The sequence below is a fragment of the Paenibacillus sp. OV219 genome, assembly GCF_900110075.1.
Taxonomy (GTDB): domain Bacteria; phylum Bacillota; class Bacilli; order Paenibacillales; family Paenibacillaceae; genus Paenibacillus_Z.
On sequence record NZ_FOCJ01000003.1, the window covers coordinates 378,063 to 396,496 of the forward strand.

Genomic DNA, 18,434 nt, shown 5'->3' on the forward strand with positions numbered 1-18,434 from the left:
GAGTGATTGCGAATATGGATTCAAGGAAAGAAACAGCGGCCGGTTTAGAAGCTGCTGCAGTACCTGTCAAAGATCAGTCTCGTCAAACGGCTAACGCTCAGCGTGAAGCTGCGCAGGGCAAGCAGCGGAAGAAGCGTAATCCCGCATTGCGAGTACTGCTATGGACACTGCGAGCGCTTGTTGTTCCCGTGTTGTGTGTAGCAGCCATTCTAGGCGGCATGTACGCTGGCTACGTGATCCTAGGCAAACGCCCAGGGGATGAAGTGTTTGAGATTGAGACCTGGAAACATATGTACGATCTTGTATTCGCGGATTAAGCGATGAGCCTGCCTCGGTAACGAGCAGGCTTTTTTATATGGTTGAAACCGTTTGGATTAAAGAAGCCCCCTTTGATGTAAAATCCAAAGGAGGCTTCTTTCGCGTAGTTATTTAACAGAAACGCGGATACTTACGGACTTGCCGTTATAATTGGCTCGGATAATCGTCGTGCCTTTCGCAAGTGCAATAATGTTGCCGTCATCGACAGTTGCTACTTTCGGGTTGCCGCTTGTCCAAGTCGCTGTCTTGGTGATGTCCGTTACTTTTCCGCCGTCATATTCCGCAGATGCTTTTACGGATTCTTTGCCTTCCGGCGCGAGGGTTAACGTCTTCGTAGAAGCAGTTAGCTTCTTCAGCTTCGGAACGACAGAGAGTGAAATTTCAACCGATTTGCCTTGGTACGTACCGGTGAGTTTAGCTGTGCCCTCAGTCAATGCTTTAAACGTGCTGCCTTTAACGGACGCGACTGTTTCTGGGTCAATCGTCCAGTTCATTTTGGCAGCCAACGAGACGGATTTGCCACTCTTATAGATGCCGGTTACTTTCACGCTCTTGGACCGGTTAGGATTTAGCGTAATCACTGTGGTATCAACGAACAACTTCGTAATTTCTTCTTCAATCGTTACACGAACGGTCGTGCTCTTGCCAAGATAAGTAGCAGTAAGCGTAACGCTCGAAGCTTGCAGGCCTCTTATATTTGGCGCCTTCACAATCAGGTTTGCGGAAGAGCTTTTCCATGTTACAAGGCTAGTGACATCTTCTTCATTGCCGCTCTCATAAGTCACCGTAATGGCTGGCAGCTTAACTTCTTTGCCGATTACGACAGAAACATTAGCTTGCTCTGGTGTGAGCAGGAGAGGTTTCTCATGTACATTGACAGTAATGGTTACCGTCTTCGCTTGAATGGTTCCGGTAAGTGTAGCCGTACCGAGCTGCTTCGCTGTCCATTTGCCGTCAACCTTGTCAAAAATATCGGTATCGCTGCTAGTCCAGCTAGTCAGGTTCGTGACATCAACGGTCTCGCCGGAGATCGATACCGCGGATACATTCGGTAATGTAACGGTGTCATCCAGGAAAGGATCAAGCGTATCCTTAGCGGCTTTTACGCTCGTAACCGTTGGATATACAGTAACATTAACTTGTTGGGAAATTCCTTTATAGGTAGCCTTCACTACCGTAGTTCCTACACCCTTCGGTGTAATTACGCCATTCTTAACCGTTGCAACATAGACGCTGCTGGAAGTCCAAGTCGCAGAAGCTGTTACATCCTCTGCGGAGGCTGATCCTTTAAGCGCTTCTGCAGTGAGTGCCACCGACGCATCCTGCAGGGTCAAGTGAATATCTTCTTTGGGCGTCAGGTTGAGCGCTTCATAAGCAGGTCTAACGACTACGGAAAGCGTTCCGCTTGCACCTAGATAGGAAGCTGTGATCGTTGCAACACCTGCACCTACAGGCTTCACAACACCACCGGAAACCGTAACAACAGCTGTGTTGCTCGACAACCACGTTGCGGTGTCTACTACCGGAATCGTGCTTCCATCTATTGTTTCCGCGTTTGCTTCAAGTGTAACCGGGTCATCCCCCGTGAGCAGTTCCAATAGATCATCATCGGTAGGAATGGTAATGGATTTGAAAGGCGATGAAACGGTCAGCTTAATAGAATCCGAACGCCCTTTATACTTAGCTACGATTGTTGTTTCGCCTGCACTTAGCAATGTAACGGTACCATCATCAACAGTAGCAACTGCCGTGTTAAGGCTAGTCCAGGTCGCATTGTCCGTTACATCCTCATCGGACTGCCCGCTGCTCGCACCGATCAGCTTATAGTCCAGTGTATCACCCAAATTAACAGAGGCAGTGACTGGCAAGTCGGTGCTGCCGTCAGTAAGTGTAACTTTGTCATACAAATACTTAACTGTAACGGGGAGCGTTGCCTTATATCCTTTATAAGTAGCGGTAATCGTTGCGGTTCCGCTGGTCAAACCAGTAAGTACGCCTCCGCTTACTTTCACAACTGAGCTGCTTGAGGATGTCCAGGTGGAATCCGCTGTGACGTCCTTAACAGAAGTTGCGCCTTGAATGGTCGCATCTACGTGAAGTGAAATGGTGTCATCATCGACATAAAGGACAGCCGAAGACGGAGCGTCGTCGAAGTTAATGGCGGTGACCACCTCGTCGGCATTCGCAATGCCTGCGAAGGAGGAGAAGGTCAGGACAAATGCCAGCATAACCGTGAGCCATGGGCGAAAATGCTTTGCAGGTGCTGCGTGCTTGTTCATGCGCATGTTGTGTTACAACCTCCAGATACGTTAATTTCTTGTTCACTCGTGTTCATCTGCTTCTTCTATAGTTAACGGCTTTAGCGGCATGTTTTTGAAGGTGCGACAGAACCATTTCCAAATTTAGTTGCCTGGGGAAGAAATGCGATGGTTTACAGTGGGGGAAATGGCAAGGAACACAGCATACAGGTACTGGTACGATAGTTTTATTTTTTCCAGTGTAGAGGTATAATGGGTAAGAATCTCTGAGGCTTCAAGTCGGTTACCAGGTAAGGGGGCCTAACGGTTGAATTTGCCTAATTTGCTCACGATGCTTCGATTTGCATTAGTTCCCGTATACATCGCAGTATTTGCATCAGATACATCGGGTCATATGAAATGGGCATTTCTTGTTATCGTCATCGCCGGTCTTACCGATATTTTAGACGGTTATTTGGCGCGTAAGTACGGTCAGGTCACGATGGTAGGGTCGATGCTCGATCCGCTTGCAGACAAGACGATGATGATTACGGTCATCTTGTCGCTTCTCATTACCGGGCATATTCCATGGAGTGCAGGTGCGGCTATTTTTATCCGCGATGCAGGGATGATTGTGGGATCGGCGTTCTTTCACTTTCGGGGGAAGAAGACGGTGCCTGCCAATTGGATGGGCAAGCTGACGACCATTCTGTATTACTTGGCTATTCTATTTATTTTCTTTGAAATGCCGTTTGCCCGTACTTATTTATGGGGCGTCATTGCGTTCTCGTTCGTTACCTCGTTCATCTACATTTTCTTGTTTGTCGCACTGAATAAAGACGAAGAAGCGGACGCAGGAGCGGTACCGAGCGGAGGATCGCATAACGATTCGAAACAAGCTAAATTGTAAAAAAAGGAGACTGGACGCTGCTGCCCCCTTAAGTGGCAATAGCGGCCAATCTCCCTTATCTTAACCTCCACGACTGCAGTTTCGCGAAGGATGAGTTTATTGTGACACATTGCCATGTAATTTATTACAACTGACTGAAGGGAGTCAATTTGCATGTTAGATATTGTTCAAATTCAGGAAATCATTCCGCACCGCCCGCCGTTCTTGCTGGTGGACCGGATTTTAGAGGTGGAAGACGGCAAACGCGCTGTCGGTATTAAGAACGTAACGATGAACGAGCCGTTCTTCACAGGCCACTTCCCGCAATATCCGGTTATGCCGGGCGTCCTTATTGTAGAGGCGCTTGCACAGGTCGGCTGCGTTGCGATTCTAAAAGTCGAAGCGAACCGCGGCAAAATCGGCTTCTTCGCTGGCATTGACAACTTCCGTTTCCGCGGTCAGGTCGTTCCTGGCGACACACTTATATTAGAAGTGGAAATTACGCGCCTCAAAGGCATGATTGGCAAAGGACAGGCTGTCGCGAAGGTTGGCGATAAAGTGGTTGCCGAAGGCGAAATTATGTTTGCGCTTAAAGACGCGTAAGCACCCGCTGCCTTCTTGAAATAGACATCTAATGTGGAGAGAGGATGTTTTCGAATGAATCATATGGCAGAAGAACGTTATCAGGCATGGCTTAACGATCCGCTTATTGACGAGATAACAAAACAAGAACTGGCTGCGTTGCAAGGCAACGATAAGGAGATTGAGGATCGCTTTTATCGCGAGCTTGAGTTCGGAACAGGCGGTCTGCGCGGTGTCATGGGCGCAGGGACGAACCGGCTGAATAGCTACACTGTAGGCAAAGCGACGCAAGGTCTTGCGAATTGGGTGCTGAGCAGAGGCGGCTCGCCATCGGTTGTTATTGCCTATGATTCACGCAACAACTCGCCTGAGTTTGCCCTTGATGCTGCGCTCGTGTTGGCTGGGAATGGAGTAACGGCGCATGTGTTTAAGGCGCTTCGTCCGACTCCTCAATTGTCCTACGCGGTGCGCGCGCTTGGCGCGACTAGCGGCATTGTCATTACGGCAAGCCATAATCCGCCAGAATATAACGGCTATAAGGCCTATGGCTCTGATGGCTGTCAGCTCGTGCCGGCAGATGCTGAGCAGGTCATTGCTGCGATTCAGCAAATAAGCGGCTTCGATCAAGTTCGGAGGATCAGCCGTGAAGAGGCGGAAGCGAAGGGCTTGCTTAACTGGCTAGGCGAGACAGAGGATCGTGCGTATATTGAGACGGTTGCTGCACAAAGCTTGAATAGTGAGAACCTGAAGAACGGCCTCGGCGAGGCGTTGACGGTTGTCTATACTCCGCTGCATGGTGCTGGCAATATGCCGGTGCGTGAAGTGTTAAAGCAAGTAGGCTTATCTAATCTACATATTGTACCGGAGCAGGAGCAGCCAGATGGCTATTTCAACACGGTGAAGTCACCGAATCCGGAGGAGCGCGAAGCTTTCACGCTGGCGATTAAGCTTGGCCAAGAGATCGGCGCCGACATTATTATCGGCACGGATCCGGATTGCGACCGGATGGGCGCGGTTGTCCGTAATAACGAAGGCGAATATGTGGTGCTGACAGGCAACCAGTCTGGTGCGATTATGGTTAATTATTTGCTCAGCTCGCTTAAGGAGCGCGGAGAGCTGCCTTCGAACGGTGTTGTGATCAAGACGATCGTAACGAGCGAGATGGGTGCGGATATCGCCGAATCTTACGGAGCGGAAGTCATCAATACATTGACCGGCTTCAAATATATCGGTGAGAAAATGACCCAGTTCGAGAATAGCGGGGAGCGAACTTTCCTCTTCGGATACGAGGAGAGCTACGGCTATTTGGCTGGTACTTATGCGCGTGACAAAGACGCGGTTATCGCTTCGATGTTGATTTGCGAAGCAGCTGCTTATTATAAGAGCAAAGGTCTGACATTGTATGACGTATTGAATGAGCTCTATGCGAAGCACGGCAATTACCTCGAACACCTGGAATCCCGTACGCTGAAAGGTGTAGATGGGGTACAGCAGATCGCTGCGATTATGGAAGATTGGCGCAGCAATCCTCCTGCTGAGCTTGCGGGCATTCGCGTGAAGCAGGTGCAGGACTATCTGCCGGGCTTAGGCGGTCTGCCTCCGGAGAATGTGTTGAAATATTTGCTTGAGGACGGCTCGTGGTTCTGCTTGCGTCCGTCAGGTACGGAGCCGAAGATTAAAGTGTATTTTGCCGTTTGTGCGAGCTCGATGCCAGAGGCGAAATCGGCGATTTCCCTTCTGACACAGCAGGTTATGGAACGTGTAGATCAACAGGCTTAAACAGAGAGATTAAGGAGTGGAAGGCGTGCTTCAAAAGTGGCTTCAATGGAATCGTAAAGCAACATGGGTACTATGTGTGCTAACTATACTGGGCGTTATTTCAGCTGTGCCGATCGGTGCAGAGCGTTGGAAGGTGGAGAACACCTCCAAGCATGTGGAGTTCGTGCTTGACTACAGGGACCTGCTGCAGGTTGCGGCTTACAAGGTTCATCCTCAGCAATATATTCATGATGAATTGAAGAATATCAAAGCAGCCGGCATCAACTCGATGGCTGTATTTGAAACATCACTGCAGGAGCTGAGCTGGGCGGGGCATCTCTCGCTCTACTCCTCGACAGGCGTTATGCAGCTGCAAGGCAAGCCGCTGAACGATGACGAGAACTATACATACATCCTGTTCGCAAGCGAGAAGGATGATGCGGCACTTCGTCCAGTTATTGAAGCAACATTCCGTAAGTGGAACATTCCTATCTCCAGTTGGGAATACGCCGGAAGCAAAGGCATAGTCCTGGAGACGCCAATTGAGGAAGCTATGTTGAAGGCGATGGAGCCAGATCAAAGCGCTCTTGAAATGATTAAGGACGCGGGCCTCAACATCGTCCCGCGATTGTCTGACCGGATTCCGTTCGATGCGGCAGAAGTGGACAAGATGATGGCGTCTTACGAAGCGATGGGTGTCGACCGGATCTTGTTCGATGGAGACGCTGTGAAGGGATATGCGGATAATGCAGAGCTGCATAGCATTAACGCATTCGCAGACATTCTGAACAAACATGGAATTGGAATCGTTACAATTGAGAATTCTAATCCTCAGAAGGGTCTGGCTACTTTAAGCCATTTGACCCACTATAATGTTGTTCGCCTTCTTTCGCTATCGGATGCGAGCGCGTATTCGATGAAGCCAGAGGAAATTACGGATCGGTTCCATCTGGCGGCGAAAGACCGCAGCATTCGGATGTTCTACATTAATGTATCGCCAATAAGCAAAGCGGCGAAATCAATCATCACTGATCCGATGCAGAACATCTATGATGCGATGCAGAATAAGGACGGCATTCTCGACAAAATGGATGACCTGGGTTTGACAGTCGATCGCGCTCAGCCATTTACGTATGATTCACCAGCATGGCATAAGCCGTTTAAGGCGATTACGGCGCTTGGCGCAATTGCAATTATTGCGCTTCTCGTTAGCGCGTATATCCCGGGCTCGGCGATTCCGGTCTTTGCAATTGGACTCGTAGGCAGCGCCGGTTTGTATGTGCTGTCGAAGTCGATGTTTGAGCAGGGCTTGGCGCTCGGCGCAGCGATTAGTGCGCCGACACTCGCGGTTATCTGGGCAATCCGGCGTGTACGAGCGCATACCATTGGCAACCGCAGAGCCGTTAGCGGTACAGTGGACAATGCCCGCAATAACGATGGTGGCATGCGTTGGATCTTCCCTGGCCTTACTGCAGGACGCCGCTTCACGATGGCGCTCACGCTATTCGTGATGACATCTATTATTTCGTTATGCGGTATCGCGTTTATTATTGGTTTGCTCAATAACATTACGTACCAGCTCGTGCTCGAACAGTTCCGCGGCGTAAGCCTGCTTCATCTGGCTCCAATTGCGCTTGTGGCGATTTATCTGTTCCTGTACACCGGTGAGAGTGTTGTCGGCAACATCCGTAAGCTGCTTTCCATGCAGATTACAGTGCTTTGGGTTGCTGTTGCGGCTGTGCTAGGCGTTATGGCGCTTTACTACCTGTCTCGTACCGGCAACGCCGGAACAGCTTCATCGGCGGAGCTGATGTTCCGCAATGTGCTGGAGAATACGTTCGGGGTTCGTCCGCGGACGAAAGAATTCCTATTGGCGCATCCACTCTTCTTCTTGGGACTATTCCTGGCGCTTCGTTATCGCGCGGCGTGGGTATTGTTTATTGTAGGAACGATTGGGCAGCTGTCCATGGTGGATACGTTCGCACATATTCATACGCCAATTCCGATTTCGCTCATCCGTGACGTGCTCGGCCTCGTATTAGGCCTGATTATCGGTCTTGTTCTGATTGGTATTTGGCAGGTAGGGGAAGGGGTTTGGAAACGATGGGCACCACGAATCGCACAGATGAAACAGGGCTACAAGTCCGGCGTATAGTTATTTCCGGTTACTATGGCTTCCGCAATAGCGGCGATGAAGCTGTATTGAAGTCGATCTTGTTCGCGCTCGAGGAAGAAGGCGCGAAGCAAGGGCTTCGCATTGTGCCCATCGTGCTGACAGTCGACCCCGCTTGGACTACTGAGATGTACGGTGTAGAGGCTGTACATCGCATGAAGCTTGGTGAGATCGTCCGCGCAATTCGCTCGAGCGATGGTCTCATCAGCGGTGGAGGCAGTCTGCTGCAGGATGCAACTGGCGTCAAGTCGATTCCTTATTATACGGGCGTCATGAAGCTGGCTCAGCTTCTAGGCAAGCCCACATTTGCATACGCGCAAGGCATAGGCCCTGTGAATCGCCGGTGGATGGACCGGCTGATTCGCGGCGTCATGCGCCGCAGCGCGTATGTTTCTGTTCGCGACGCCGAATCCGCCGCTTTGCTTGGGCGGATTGGCGTGCCGCGTGACCGGATCAACGTTGTACCTGATCCGGTCATGGCGCTGCCGCTCCCGGCAGCGGCTACGCCGCCGCATGTGCGTGCGGCGGAGGAAACGGCAGCAGCAGCAGCGGCTGGGGAGGCTGCTGCTGTGGGCACACCGGCGCAGCCGGTGATCGGCGTGTCCTTGCGCCACTGGCGCAAGGATAGTGCCGATCTGGCGCGCGCAGCGGACGCGCTTGGCGCGCTGGCCCGCAGCCGGGCAGTACGGCTGCGTTTCTTGCCGTTCCACACCCCATCAGACGCGGAGGCGTCGCGATGGGTGATCGAACGGCTCGGCGATCTCGGCGGCGCGAGCGTAGCCGAAATCGCCGAGGCCTGCGACGACCCGCAGCAGATGCTGCTGGAGGTCAGTCGTTGCGATGCCTTGTTCGGCATGCGACTGCATGCGCTCATCTATGCCGCGAACCAGTCCGTGCCGATGGTTGGGCTGTCGTACGATCCGAAGATCGATCAATTCTTGAATCGGCTCGGTCTTACGCCAGTCGGTACGACAGAAGCGCTTGATTCAGCCGCATTCGTTGCTTCGATCAGCAAGCTGCTCGACGATCCAGCTGCTTGGCTAGCTAAGCACCAAGCTGCGATTGCTCAATTAAAACAAGAAGCGCGAGGACCAGCGAAACAAATCGCTTCGATTTTACGTTAATCAATATGTAGATATTCTTTCTCCCTGACAGCGTTTGCAGACACGATAGGGCAATAGTCCCGCCGAAAAAGGGTGACAAAGTGCTGTGAGAGAAAGAAAATGTCGGAAAACCTCGGCCAAGCAGCCGAAAAGGGCGGAATTTTCCTGAAAACTGCTTGAAAATGGGGATGGTGTTTCTTTTTCAAAGAGCGTATAATTCAATCCGGCGATAGCTATGAAAGGGAGATGGAGATGAGTCAGGTCGTTCTGTATACAATCGGATTTATCATTTCACTGTGTCTTGCACTTGTTTTTACCCCGTTCGTGATCAAACTCGCGAACAAGATTGGGGCAATTGACAAGCCGAATCATCGTAAAGTTCATACAAGAATTATGCCGCGACTAGGCGGACTAGGCATATATGGCGCGTTTATTGGAGCATACTTTGCGCTGCAGCCTTTCATTCCGGAAGGCCTCTTGCGCAGCTACGATCTTAAACTAATCAACGCATTGCTGGCTGGTGGCTCGATTATCGTCATTATCGGTGCACTCGATGACCGTTTCGAGCTCTCTGCGAAAGTAAAGCTGCTCGGTCAAATCATTGCAGCTTGCGTAGTCGTTTTTGGCTTCGGCGTTAAGATCGACCTCGTTAACATCCCGTTCGGCGAAGCCATGCAGCCGGTTGGGGCATGGATCAGCATCCCGCTTACGATTCTCTGGATCGTCGGCGTAACGAACGCAATTAACCTGATTGACGGCTTGGATGGCCTTGCTGCTGGTGTTTCCGGTATTGCAATTGGCACGATTCTAGTTATGGCTGCAATATTGGGCTTTGCACCTGTTATTCTGCTCTGTACGCTTCTACTTGGCGGAGTTATTGGCTTCCTGGTGTATAACTTCCACCCAGCCAAGATCTTCATGGGTGATACGGGCTCGCTGTTCCTTGGGTTTGCCCTGGCAACACTTTCAATGCTTGGCTTCAAACAGGTAACCATGGTTTCCTTCGTTACACCGCTTCTAATCATTGGCGTCCCGCTGTCCGATACGTTCTTCGCGATCGTACGCCGCTGGGTCAACAAGAAACCGATCTTCGCGCCGGACAAGGGTCATCTGCATCACTGTCTGCGTGAGCTTGGCTTCAGCCACCGTCGCACAGTTCTGATCATTTACGGAATTGCTTCGATATTCGGTATTTGCGCGATTCTGCAGTCGACTGTTGTTCAGTCCGACGCAGCGAACTGGGTGACGTTCGGTGTTATCCTCGTGCTTGTCTTCGTCCTCCAGATCGGCGCAGAGCTGATTGGTATCGTCGACAAGTCCCGTCGTCCGGTGATTCACTTCTTGCGACGGATTATTCTTCGCACAGAGCAGTCTCGTTCGAAATAATTACAAATGCGCATGAAGCCTTGGTTCCAGTCGGAGCCAAGGTTTTTTTATTTCCATCTGTTTCCATGTTTGTAATAGGCTAAACTTTCTTCTGCTTCCAACCGATAACTAAGGTACAGAAATGACTGAAACAGTTCACATTTTGGAGGAGGCTTACCGTGAGTAAGAAACTATGCATAATACTAATGATGCTCGCACTATTCCTCCAGCTGATTCCATCGCTCGGCACTTCGAAAGTAACCGCAGCACCAGCTGGAAGCTTCGTATTTCCTGATGCAAGTTATGATCCCCTTCACCCGCGTACAACTTCCGACGAACGGATTAATCTAACGGGCTCCATCAATGGGGTTAATCCGACTTCGATAACGTATGGTGTCTATCAGATTACGAAGGGCGATCTGGACCCTACGAAAGAGACCGTTACGAACAAGCGTGAGAACCTCACAAGTAATCTGTATGTAACTGGCTCCAGCCTTCAAATTTATAACCTGCAGCTTTTCCCAGGAATTAACCGGATTACATTCACCGGTATCCAAGGCGGAAGTATCGTATCAAGCTCGATTTATATTGATTATCGGAACGGCCCGCTCTTCTATAACTTGACGGCAAGCCTGGATGGGAACAACTTCCCGATTAAAGAATCAGGCACAACGGTCGTAGAGTCGCAATATTCCCGCGGTCGCTCATCGGCAGACATCAGCATTACCGGTAACGCGCCTAACTCAAGTCAAGTTACGGTAATTGTCAACGATAAGAGCCGCACCTATGCGGTTAATAGCACGAATAATAATTCCTTCGCTGCTTCTCCGATTACGTTGCAAAAAGGGAAGAACCTCGTAACCATTAAGGTTTCGAACCAGAACCAGACGATTGAAACAACACGTGAAATTGCGTTCTACAACGGTGATGTTACATTCTATGATGTCACCATTGGACAAGACACGAACGTAAGCGCACTTGAGAAAAGCCCGAAGTTCCTGAAGGGCAAGGACGGATCAGTGTCACAGGTGGTTTTCACCGGTAAGGTTATCGTTCCGAACAAACGGTTTGAAGAGAACGGAACTATCGAGCCGCATCCGAATCCAGATGATCCGCTTCCTATCACATTCAAGCTGGAGAATCTGGATGCTGATCCTGCTGCTCCGGATGTAATCGGTGACAGTGTCAGTGTTGTAGGCACACTGGTAGGCGTAGCTGATCCTACTGCACCATTCTTTACTTATGAGTTCGCGCTTGATGAGAGTGCACTGGCGGTTCTGGCGCATCCGTTAGACTTTGCCAAGTACAAACTTACGTTCTCAGCAAAGAATGAAGAAAAGACTTACTTGTCGAATTCGGATGTAATAGAAGGAACGAGCTTCAAGTTCGAGGTGATTGACGGATCACTGCCTTATATTTATCAAGTCAACTACCTTCCCGGCTATAAGCCTGGTGCTGACTACGATAACATTGAAGGCGTTGAATTGAATGGCAAGAGCCTGTACACGATGCCATATGCTATCGAATTTTTGATTGGCAATGATAACGGTGCAATACCTGAAGTGTGGGAGATAACGGACGTTAATGGCAAACCTGCCGATGATCTGGGTTCCGGCTTCGAATGGGCTCCACTGACAACCACTGTAACAACCGAAGAAAAGTACATTGATGGGGTGTTGACATCATTTACGCGTCTCGTTTATGAAGTATCCAAGATGCCGTTTGAAGGTACGCAGACGATGGCATTTTCATTGGATGGCGGTAATAGCATTGCGGCGAAATCAACCCCGACGCTGCTGTTTGGTCCATATGTAAGCTACACATCTGTATACGATAACATGAATATCGAAGACGATACGACGGCAAACGATCGCGCGAATACAATCGTACTCGGTTCACTGAGCAACTTGGCGGGCCATATTGAGAACATTAGCAACCTGTCGGATATAGTCTATGATAACTTGACACCAGGATTGGCGCAGACGATTTTCCTCTACGTGAACAATACGCCAATTACGTTGATGCAGAACAGTGAAGCAGATGTTAATGGAGGCACGGCAGCAGACTTTATTCCGGCTGATGCCAACTCTGGACAATACAGCCAGACTGTCTTCGATGCACTCATATCAGGCGAGAATACCATCCGGTTTGTCTACCGGGGAAAGAAGAGCTCATACGAGAAGACCATCAAGATTTATTTGAACCCGACGAACCTGCCGGAAATTCCAGCAAAGAATTCGACGGTTGGGGTGTTCCCGTTCAGTGTGGATAGCTTGACACCGATACCGGATGATTCTGCTTTCCCACTTGAGGGCAGTATTTATACGACGAAGAAATCACAGATGAAGGTTTTCGGGTCGTTTGACTTTCTTGATTTAGGTACGGATGTGGATGTAGCTGCAGCTGCTGTGGATTTAATTGACATCGACCTGAGAGCCAATTACATTCTCAAGATCGAAAGCACAATTGATACAAAAGGCGCGATTTATTGGAATCTGACAAACAAGCTTCATATCTATGACAGCACAAGACCTGATGTGGCTCCAGTAGATATAGGTGTGGATTCAGAGGCAGATGGTAAAGTATCAGTAAGTTACGATGTCAACACGCAGACATTTTCGTTCTTGTTGCCAGCACAGGAGCTGCTATCAAACGGCAGCTCTAGCGTATATAATTTCTATGTTTACAACAGCGGATTGGCTGGTCCGCGTGCCAGCTACCGGCTGGAAGTTGACCCGACGGCATTGCCGTACGATATCATTCGTCCATTGCTGCCTACGAAGGGCATCATCAACAAAAACTTTGTTGAAGTTGTCATTAAGGCACCAAGTGCGGAATCGGTTGTTATTAACAAAGTAACAGCGGAGAAGATCAAGTATGACGCTGATAACAGCGGAGGCGCGACTGGCGGTGATTACGACGCGTTCCGTGCGACCGTAGAAGATCTGAAGCCTGGTGTGAACAAGATTAGCTTCACGATTCAGAGCAAGAATGATAAGACAACAGATTACTTCAACATCACGTACTCCCCTACGAACATTCCAGGGGCAGAGCTGATGCAATTGATGAAGAATTCGCATAAAGTGTTTGACAATGCATTGTCACTCACGTTCCCGAAAGGCACAACGTTAACGCGCAGAGATTTCAATGTGCCAGATAAGTATAAGAATCAGATCTACACAGGACATAAGCTGCTGTTTGCCATTGCTAACGGCGAAGATGGAGTCGTAGATCGTCACGAATTCGAGACATTGCCAAGCAACTTCGACAGAATTCTGGAGAGCTTCGGCACACGCTTCAAATTCTCATTCCCGTCTCGTTTCACCAAAGCGAGTCCGGTTTACTGGATCGATGCTGGTCTGGCAGATGACATGAGTTCAGCGGATAAGTACGATCCGCAAACAACTGGCGTAGATCCTTATCAGTTCCCAGGTGCAATTGGCACATACGGAACGAAGATTCCGACTTATGACGAGCGCCCGGACGATCGTGAGCTTGTCACTTCCAAGATCGGCTCGTTGACGCTATCCTTTGATCCAAGTATGCGCGACTCTGTTGGTACGATCGTTACCGTCTATCGTTACGATGTGAAGAACAAGTACTGGGAAAACCTCGGCGGCGTTGTCGATAACAAGAAGAATACAGTTACAGTTCCATTCAATCAGTTTGGATACTATGTTGTTGCGAAGATGGTATATGGATTTAACGATGTGAGCGATCATCCATATGCACGTAACTATATGGAAGCCATGTACGCAAAAGGTATTATGAATTCGGCCGGTCTTGACGAGTTCGGTGCGAACATCTACGTTTCCCGTGGAGAGTTTGCACGCATGCTTGTTAAGGCGCTCGATGTACCGCTCAACTATGAACTGGGTAAGTCGCACTTCGATGATGTGGCGTCCATTACGAATCCGGATGCGTTATGGGATTATCGTTACGTAGAAACGGCAGCTCGAGAGGGTATTATTCGAGGGAAACAGCCGCGCACATTCGCACCATCCGATAACTTATCTCGCCAGGAAGCGGCCGTTATTCTTGCAAGAGCACTTGACTCGAAGCTTGATACGGACGCGACTAAGATCAACAAAGCGCTAGAGAAGCAGTTCAAGGATTTCGGCGAAGTTGATTATTATGCAAGAGCAGCTGTTTCGGCAATTGCCAAGAAAGGCTACATTCAAGGATCCCCTCTTGATTCCAAAGACCCTAAGAAGGGCTACGCATTTGAGCCGCAATCGAGCCTCCTACGCTCCGATGCAGCTATTATTCTTGGTAAAGTGCTAGCTGATCTGAAGCGTCTGCCTAAACTGAACTAATCTGGCGACATCAGGCTGCTCGGGAAATTCCCGAGCAGTCTTCTTGTTCTTACAAGCGCTTCTAGGGATTGCTAGAGTTATCTTTACATGGCAAATGTTCTCTGGTGACGAATCTAGGACATTCGGTCTATAATAAGAGGCGTGGTAGACAAGTTGTCCTAGTTCATGATACATAACGACAGATTCGGGATCGTAACGTTGCCGGGAAAAATTAAAACTTTTTTCAAAGACTGCGCAACTTTTCCGAAACTCATGCGTTTAAATACATGAACATAGCACAACGGAAGTTGTTCTAGCAGGATAAGAGCTTTTGGAACTAATTATGAAATAGCTCTTTACGCTAGAAAACACCCATTGTATAATGTTAAAGTGGTGTTTAGACTCTACCAAAATTTTCTTGCATTCATCAGTTTACAAGTTTCTGCGACAAGTTCCTACAAGGGCGCAATTGCAGACATTATTTATACGAACTCTGCTCAACTCGTGAAAGGGGGTGAATCGGCCAATGAGACAAACGAGCAAAACATATTCTAAACAAAACTCTCAAGAACCACAGGTATTTAGAGGAGGAGACAAAAAGGTTATGAAGAAAAGTTTATCCCTTATCGTAGCAGCAGCTATGACACTTACATCTGCATCCGCAGTATTCGCTGACAACGCTCCAACGTTGTCGCCGCAAGAAAAGTTTGACGCACTTAAAGCAGCACAAATCGTTAGCGGCTACCCAGACGGTTCCGCAGGTCTTGAAAAAGAAATGACTCGCGCTGAGTTCGCGAAAGTACTTACACTGGTAGCTGGTCTGACTCCAGACGCAACTGCTGCAACTTACTCCGACGTACCTGCAGCTCACTGGGCAGCTGGCTACATCGGCGCTGCAACTAAAGCAGGCCTTCTTAACGGTCTTGGCGGCGGCAAATTCGGTCCATCCGGTAAAGTAACAATCGAACAAATCGCTAAAGTAGCTGACCTGTTCGCTAAAGTTGCTATCGATGAGAACGCAACTGTTGCTGGCGCAGTATCTGCATGGGCTAAAGCTTATGTAGCAGCAGCAATCAAAGCTGGTTTTGTTGAAGAATCCAGCAACTACAAAGCTAACGCTGTTCGCGAACAGCTTATCAACGTAGCTTACACACTTTACGGCGCTACTCAAGTAGCAGTTAAATCAGCAGTTGTTGTGGATTCCAAGAACATCGAAGTTACGTTCACTGATGGTGGCGTAGTTAAGAAAGCTCTTGACACTGCACTTGTTGCTGGCACTCCAACTAAAGTATCCGTTGATTACAACGGTAAGTCCTACGAAGTTGAAGTAACACTTGCAGCTATCAAACTTGATAGCGTAACTGCAGCTACTTCTAAAACTCTTAAAGTAGCATTCAACCAAGCTGTTGACACTGCAAAAGCAACTTTTGAAGTGAAAAAAGACGGTGTGAAAATCAACACTTCTGCAATCACTTTCAATGAAGCTAAAACAGAAGCTACTGTTGAACTTACTAGCAAGATCTCTAAAGGTGAGTACGCTGTAAACGTTTCTGGTCTAGTTGAAGGTACTGTACTTTCCGGCACAGTAACTACTGCAGACGAGAAAGTTGCTAAGATCGAAGTTCTTACTGCAGAAGCGCCAATTCTTGCTGATAACAGCGTAGATGTTGCTTACAAAGTGACGAACCAATACGGTGAGGATATCACTAAAGTAACTTCCGTTATTACTTCTTCCGGTACTGCTGATCCTTCTAAAGGGAAAGTACACTTCGATGGTCCTTATGACATTGTTACTAACAAAACAATTGCATTCACAATCATCAATGTTGATTCCAACGTAACTACAACTGCTGTTGTAACTGTAGTAGCAGAAGCAACTGAGTCCCAAGTTGCAATCGTAGGCGTCTACAACAAAGACAACAAAACACTTGCTGAAACAACTGATCTTTCCAAAGATAAATTCTTCTTGGAAATCGAAGTTAAAGACCAATACGGCAATGTGATTTCGTCGCCAGAAGAAGCTAACCTGATCGTTAGCGAAACAAACAGCACTATCGTTAACCTTGATGATAATAATCAAGTGCCTGTCCTAGATACTACAACTGTAGATGGCAAAGTGCTGATCGCTCTTGAAGCACCAGTAGCTGGCCTGAAAGCTGGTTCATCGACTATCACTTTGATCTCCAAAAAGACTGGTAAATCCACAGCTAAGGACGTAGTAGTGGCTGAAGGCGCTCGCGCTAACTCGGTTACAATCGGCCAACCTGCTTTGGTAGCAGCTGGCGAAGATGCTCTTCTTCCTTTGACAGTTTTGGACAAATCCGGTAATGCAATTACAGATCTTGACGTATTGAACAGTGCAACTCGCGGTATCAGCGTTGCTACTGGTAATACACTTGTTAAAGATGCTGGCGTTGTCTACGTGAAAGTTCCAACACCTGCTGAAGGTCCAAACGTTGCTCTTGTAACGATTAAGCCTACACAACAAATCGTAACTGTTAACTACACAGTGCGCGCTGCTGCTAAACCAGCTGTAATTACTGGTCTTGACAAAGAAATTCAAAAGTCGATCAGTGTTGGTCTGACTCAAGACATCAAAGCTCAAGATCTGATCGTTGAAGACCAATACGGTCGTGTAATGACAGATGCTAAGGTGAACGAGTGGATCGAAGCTGATGACAATGCACTTGTTGTAACTAGCACTTACGATGCTGCAACTGATAAATCACCATTTGAGGTAAATGCTACAGGTGCAGCGGATTCAGATGCTGCTAAGCAAGTAATTACTGAAGACGATGATGTTATCACATTGACTGCTAAAGGTGATGCTGGTCTTAACAGCACTGAGAAGGTAACTTTCGCACTCTCCTCAGATGAGGGTGATCATGTTATCGCAGCTACTTCCAAAGATGTAACGTTCTCCAAAGTAGGCGTTGCTGACTTCGCTAGCTTTGAAATTGCAGCTCCAGCTGTAGTTTACAACGACACTACAAAGTATGACTTCAAAGTGTATGGCGTAAAAGCAGATGGTTCCAAAACATTGTTGAAGGCTGATCAATACAACCTTGTTAAGCCAACAGAATTTACAGTTGATGGCACAAACAACAACAAGGTATCCCTTGCTGCTGCACTAGCTGATACAGTAATCGATACAGATAGCGTAACTACCCAGGGAGTAACTAAAGACTTTACATTCAAAGCAGTAATTAAAGACGATGCAGCTTCAACTGTTACTCAAAAAGTAACTGTATCTGCTGAAGCTCGTAAAGCTGTGAAGTTCGCTCTTGCTTCGGATGGTACTTCTGGCGGCGATGCTCTTACAGCACTGGAGTACACTACTGCTACACTGAACCTTGCAACAATTGAAGCAAACCTGTACTACGTTGACCAGTACGGTCTAGAGACTGAGACGGATAATCTTGATGCAGGTACTATCCTGACATTCTCGAACCTTACTTCTGTAGCAGGTGCTATTGATGCAAATGGTACTGCAGGTGCTGCAGTAACTGGTCTTGCAACTGGTGACACAGTTAAAGTGAAAATTGAAACTGCAGGTCTTGCAGCTCAAACGTTCACAGTTACAATCAAGTAATTTGGGCATCATAGTGTTTATCACTATCTAAGTTGCGCCGAAAAGCCTCGTTGAGAGAATTCTCTTCGGGGCTTTTCTTTCTACAGGAAATCGTTAATCAGGATCGAGCAATCGGTCCTGTT

Annotated in this window: 10 protein-coding genes; 9 read left to right on the plus strand and 1 reads right to left on the minus strand. The window is 48.4% G+C overall.

Annotation, left to right across the window (positions count from 1 at the left end):
* Positions 1-14: 14 nt before the first annotated feature.
* The gene (locus tag BMY11_RS11405) at positions 15-317 is read left to right on the plus strand and encodes a DNA-directed RNA polymerase subunit beta (protein WP_090575396.1); all 303 of its coding nucleotides are present in this window, start codon (positions 15-17) and stop codon (positions 315-317) included.
* 108 nt (positions 318-425) lie between these two features.
* Here BMY11_RS11405 and BMY11_RS11410 read toward each other — a convergent pair whose 3' ends face one another.
* Positions 426-2,603: an Ig-like domain-containing protein gene (locus tag BMY11_RS11410; RefSeq protein WP_090575399.1), complete on the minus strand. Its 2,178-nt coding sequence runs from the start codon at positions 2,601-2,603 to the stop codon at positions 426-428.
* Positions 2,604-2,883: 280 nt separating this feature from the next.
* Here BMY11_RS11410 and BMY11_RS11415 point away from each other — a divergent pair, with 280 nt between their 5' ends.
* From BMY11_RS11415 to BMY11_RS11450, 8 genes are all read left to right on the plus strand, one after another.
* Entirely contained in the window at positions 2,884-3,465 is a 582-nt protein-coding gene (locus BMY11_RS11415; protein ID WP_090575402.1) for a CDP-alcohol phosphatidyltransferase family protein, read from the plus strand.
* Positions 3,466-3,618: 153 nt separating this feature from the next.
* On the plus strand, positions 3,619-4,047 hold the full coding sequence (fabZ, locus tag BMY11_RS11420) for a 3-hydroxyacyl-ACP dehydratase FabZ (protein ID WP_090575405.1): 429 nt from the start codon (positions 3,619-3,621) through the stop codon (positions 4,045-4,047).
* A gap of 54 nt (positions 4,048-4,101) precedes the next feature.
* Complete coding sequence (locus tag BMY11_RS11425) at positions 4,102-5,805, plus strand: phospho-sugar mutase (protein WP_090575408.1); 1,704 nt, start codon at positions 4,102-4,104, stop codon at positions 5,803-5,805.
* A gap of 25 nt (positions 5,806-5,830) precedes the next feature.
* A complete protein-coding gene (locus tag BMY11_RS11430; protein ID WP_090575738.1) occupies positions 5,831-7,939 on the plus strand; it encodes a DUF5693 family protein in 2,109 nt (702 codons plus the stop codon).
* A complete protein-coding gene (csaB, locus tag BMY11_RS11435) occupies positions 7,888-9,081 on the plus strand; it encodes a polysaccharide pyruvyl transferase CsaB (RefSeq protein ID WP_090575411.1) in 1,194 nt (397 codons plus the stop codon). Before BMY11_RS11430 ends, csaB begins: the two co-directional genes overlap by 52 nt.
* A gap of 231 nt (positions 9,082-9,312) precedes the next feature.
* Positions 9,313-10,446, plus strand: a complete 1,134-nt coding sequence (locus BMY11_RS11440; protein ID WP_090575413.1) for a glycosyltransferase family 4 protein — start codon at positions 9,313-9,315, stop codon at positions 10,444-10,446.
* Between the two features lie 158 nt (positions 10,447-10,604).
* Entirely contained in the window at positions 10,605-14,741 is a 4,137-nt protein-coding gene (locus tag BMY11_RS11445) for an S-layer homology domain-containing protein (protein WP_143069247.1), read from the plus strand.
* Between the two features lie 505 nt (positions 14,742-15,246).
* A complete protein-coding gene (locus BMY11_RS11450; protein ID WP_090575419.1) occupies positions 15,247-18,312 on the plus strand; it encodes an S-layer homology domain-containing protein in 3,066 nt (1,021 codons plus the stop codon).
* Positions 18,313-18,434 lie beyond the last annotated feature (122 nt).

What these genes read in the sequence shown, in the direction of transcription:
- BMY11_RS11405 (WP_090575396.1), top strand. Translation starts at nt 15, where the DNA reads ATGGATTCAAGGAAAGAAACAGCGGCCGGTTTAGAAGCTGCTGCAGTA.
- BMY11_RS11410 (WP_090575399.1), bottom strand. Translation starts at nt 2,603, where the DNA reads ATGCGCATGAACAAGCACGCAGCACCTGCAAAGCATTTTCGCCCATGG.
- fabZ (WP_090575405.1), top strand. Translation starts at nt 3,619, where the DNA reads ATGTTAGATATTGTTCAAATTCAGGAAATCATTCCGCACCGCCCGCCG.
- BMY11_RS11425 (WP_090575408.1), top strand. Translation starts at nt 4,102, where the DNA reads ATGAATCATATGGCAGAAGAACGTTATCAGGCATGGCTTAACGATCCG.
- csaB (WP_090575411.1), top strand. Translation starts at nt 7,888, where the DNA reads ATGGGCACCACGAATCGCACAGATGAAACAGGGCTACAAGTCCGGCGT.
- BMY11_RS11440 (WP_090575413.1), top strand. Translation starts at nt 9,313, where the DNA reads ATGAGTCAGGTCGTTCTGTATACAATCGGATTTATCATTTCACTGTGT.
- BMY11_RS11450 (WP_090575419.1), top strand. Translation starts at nt 15,247, where the DNA reads ATGAGACAAACGAGCAAAACATATTCTAAACAAAACTCTCAAGAACCA.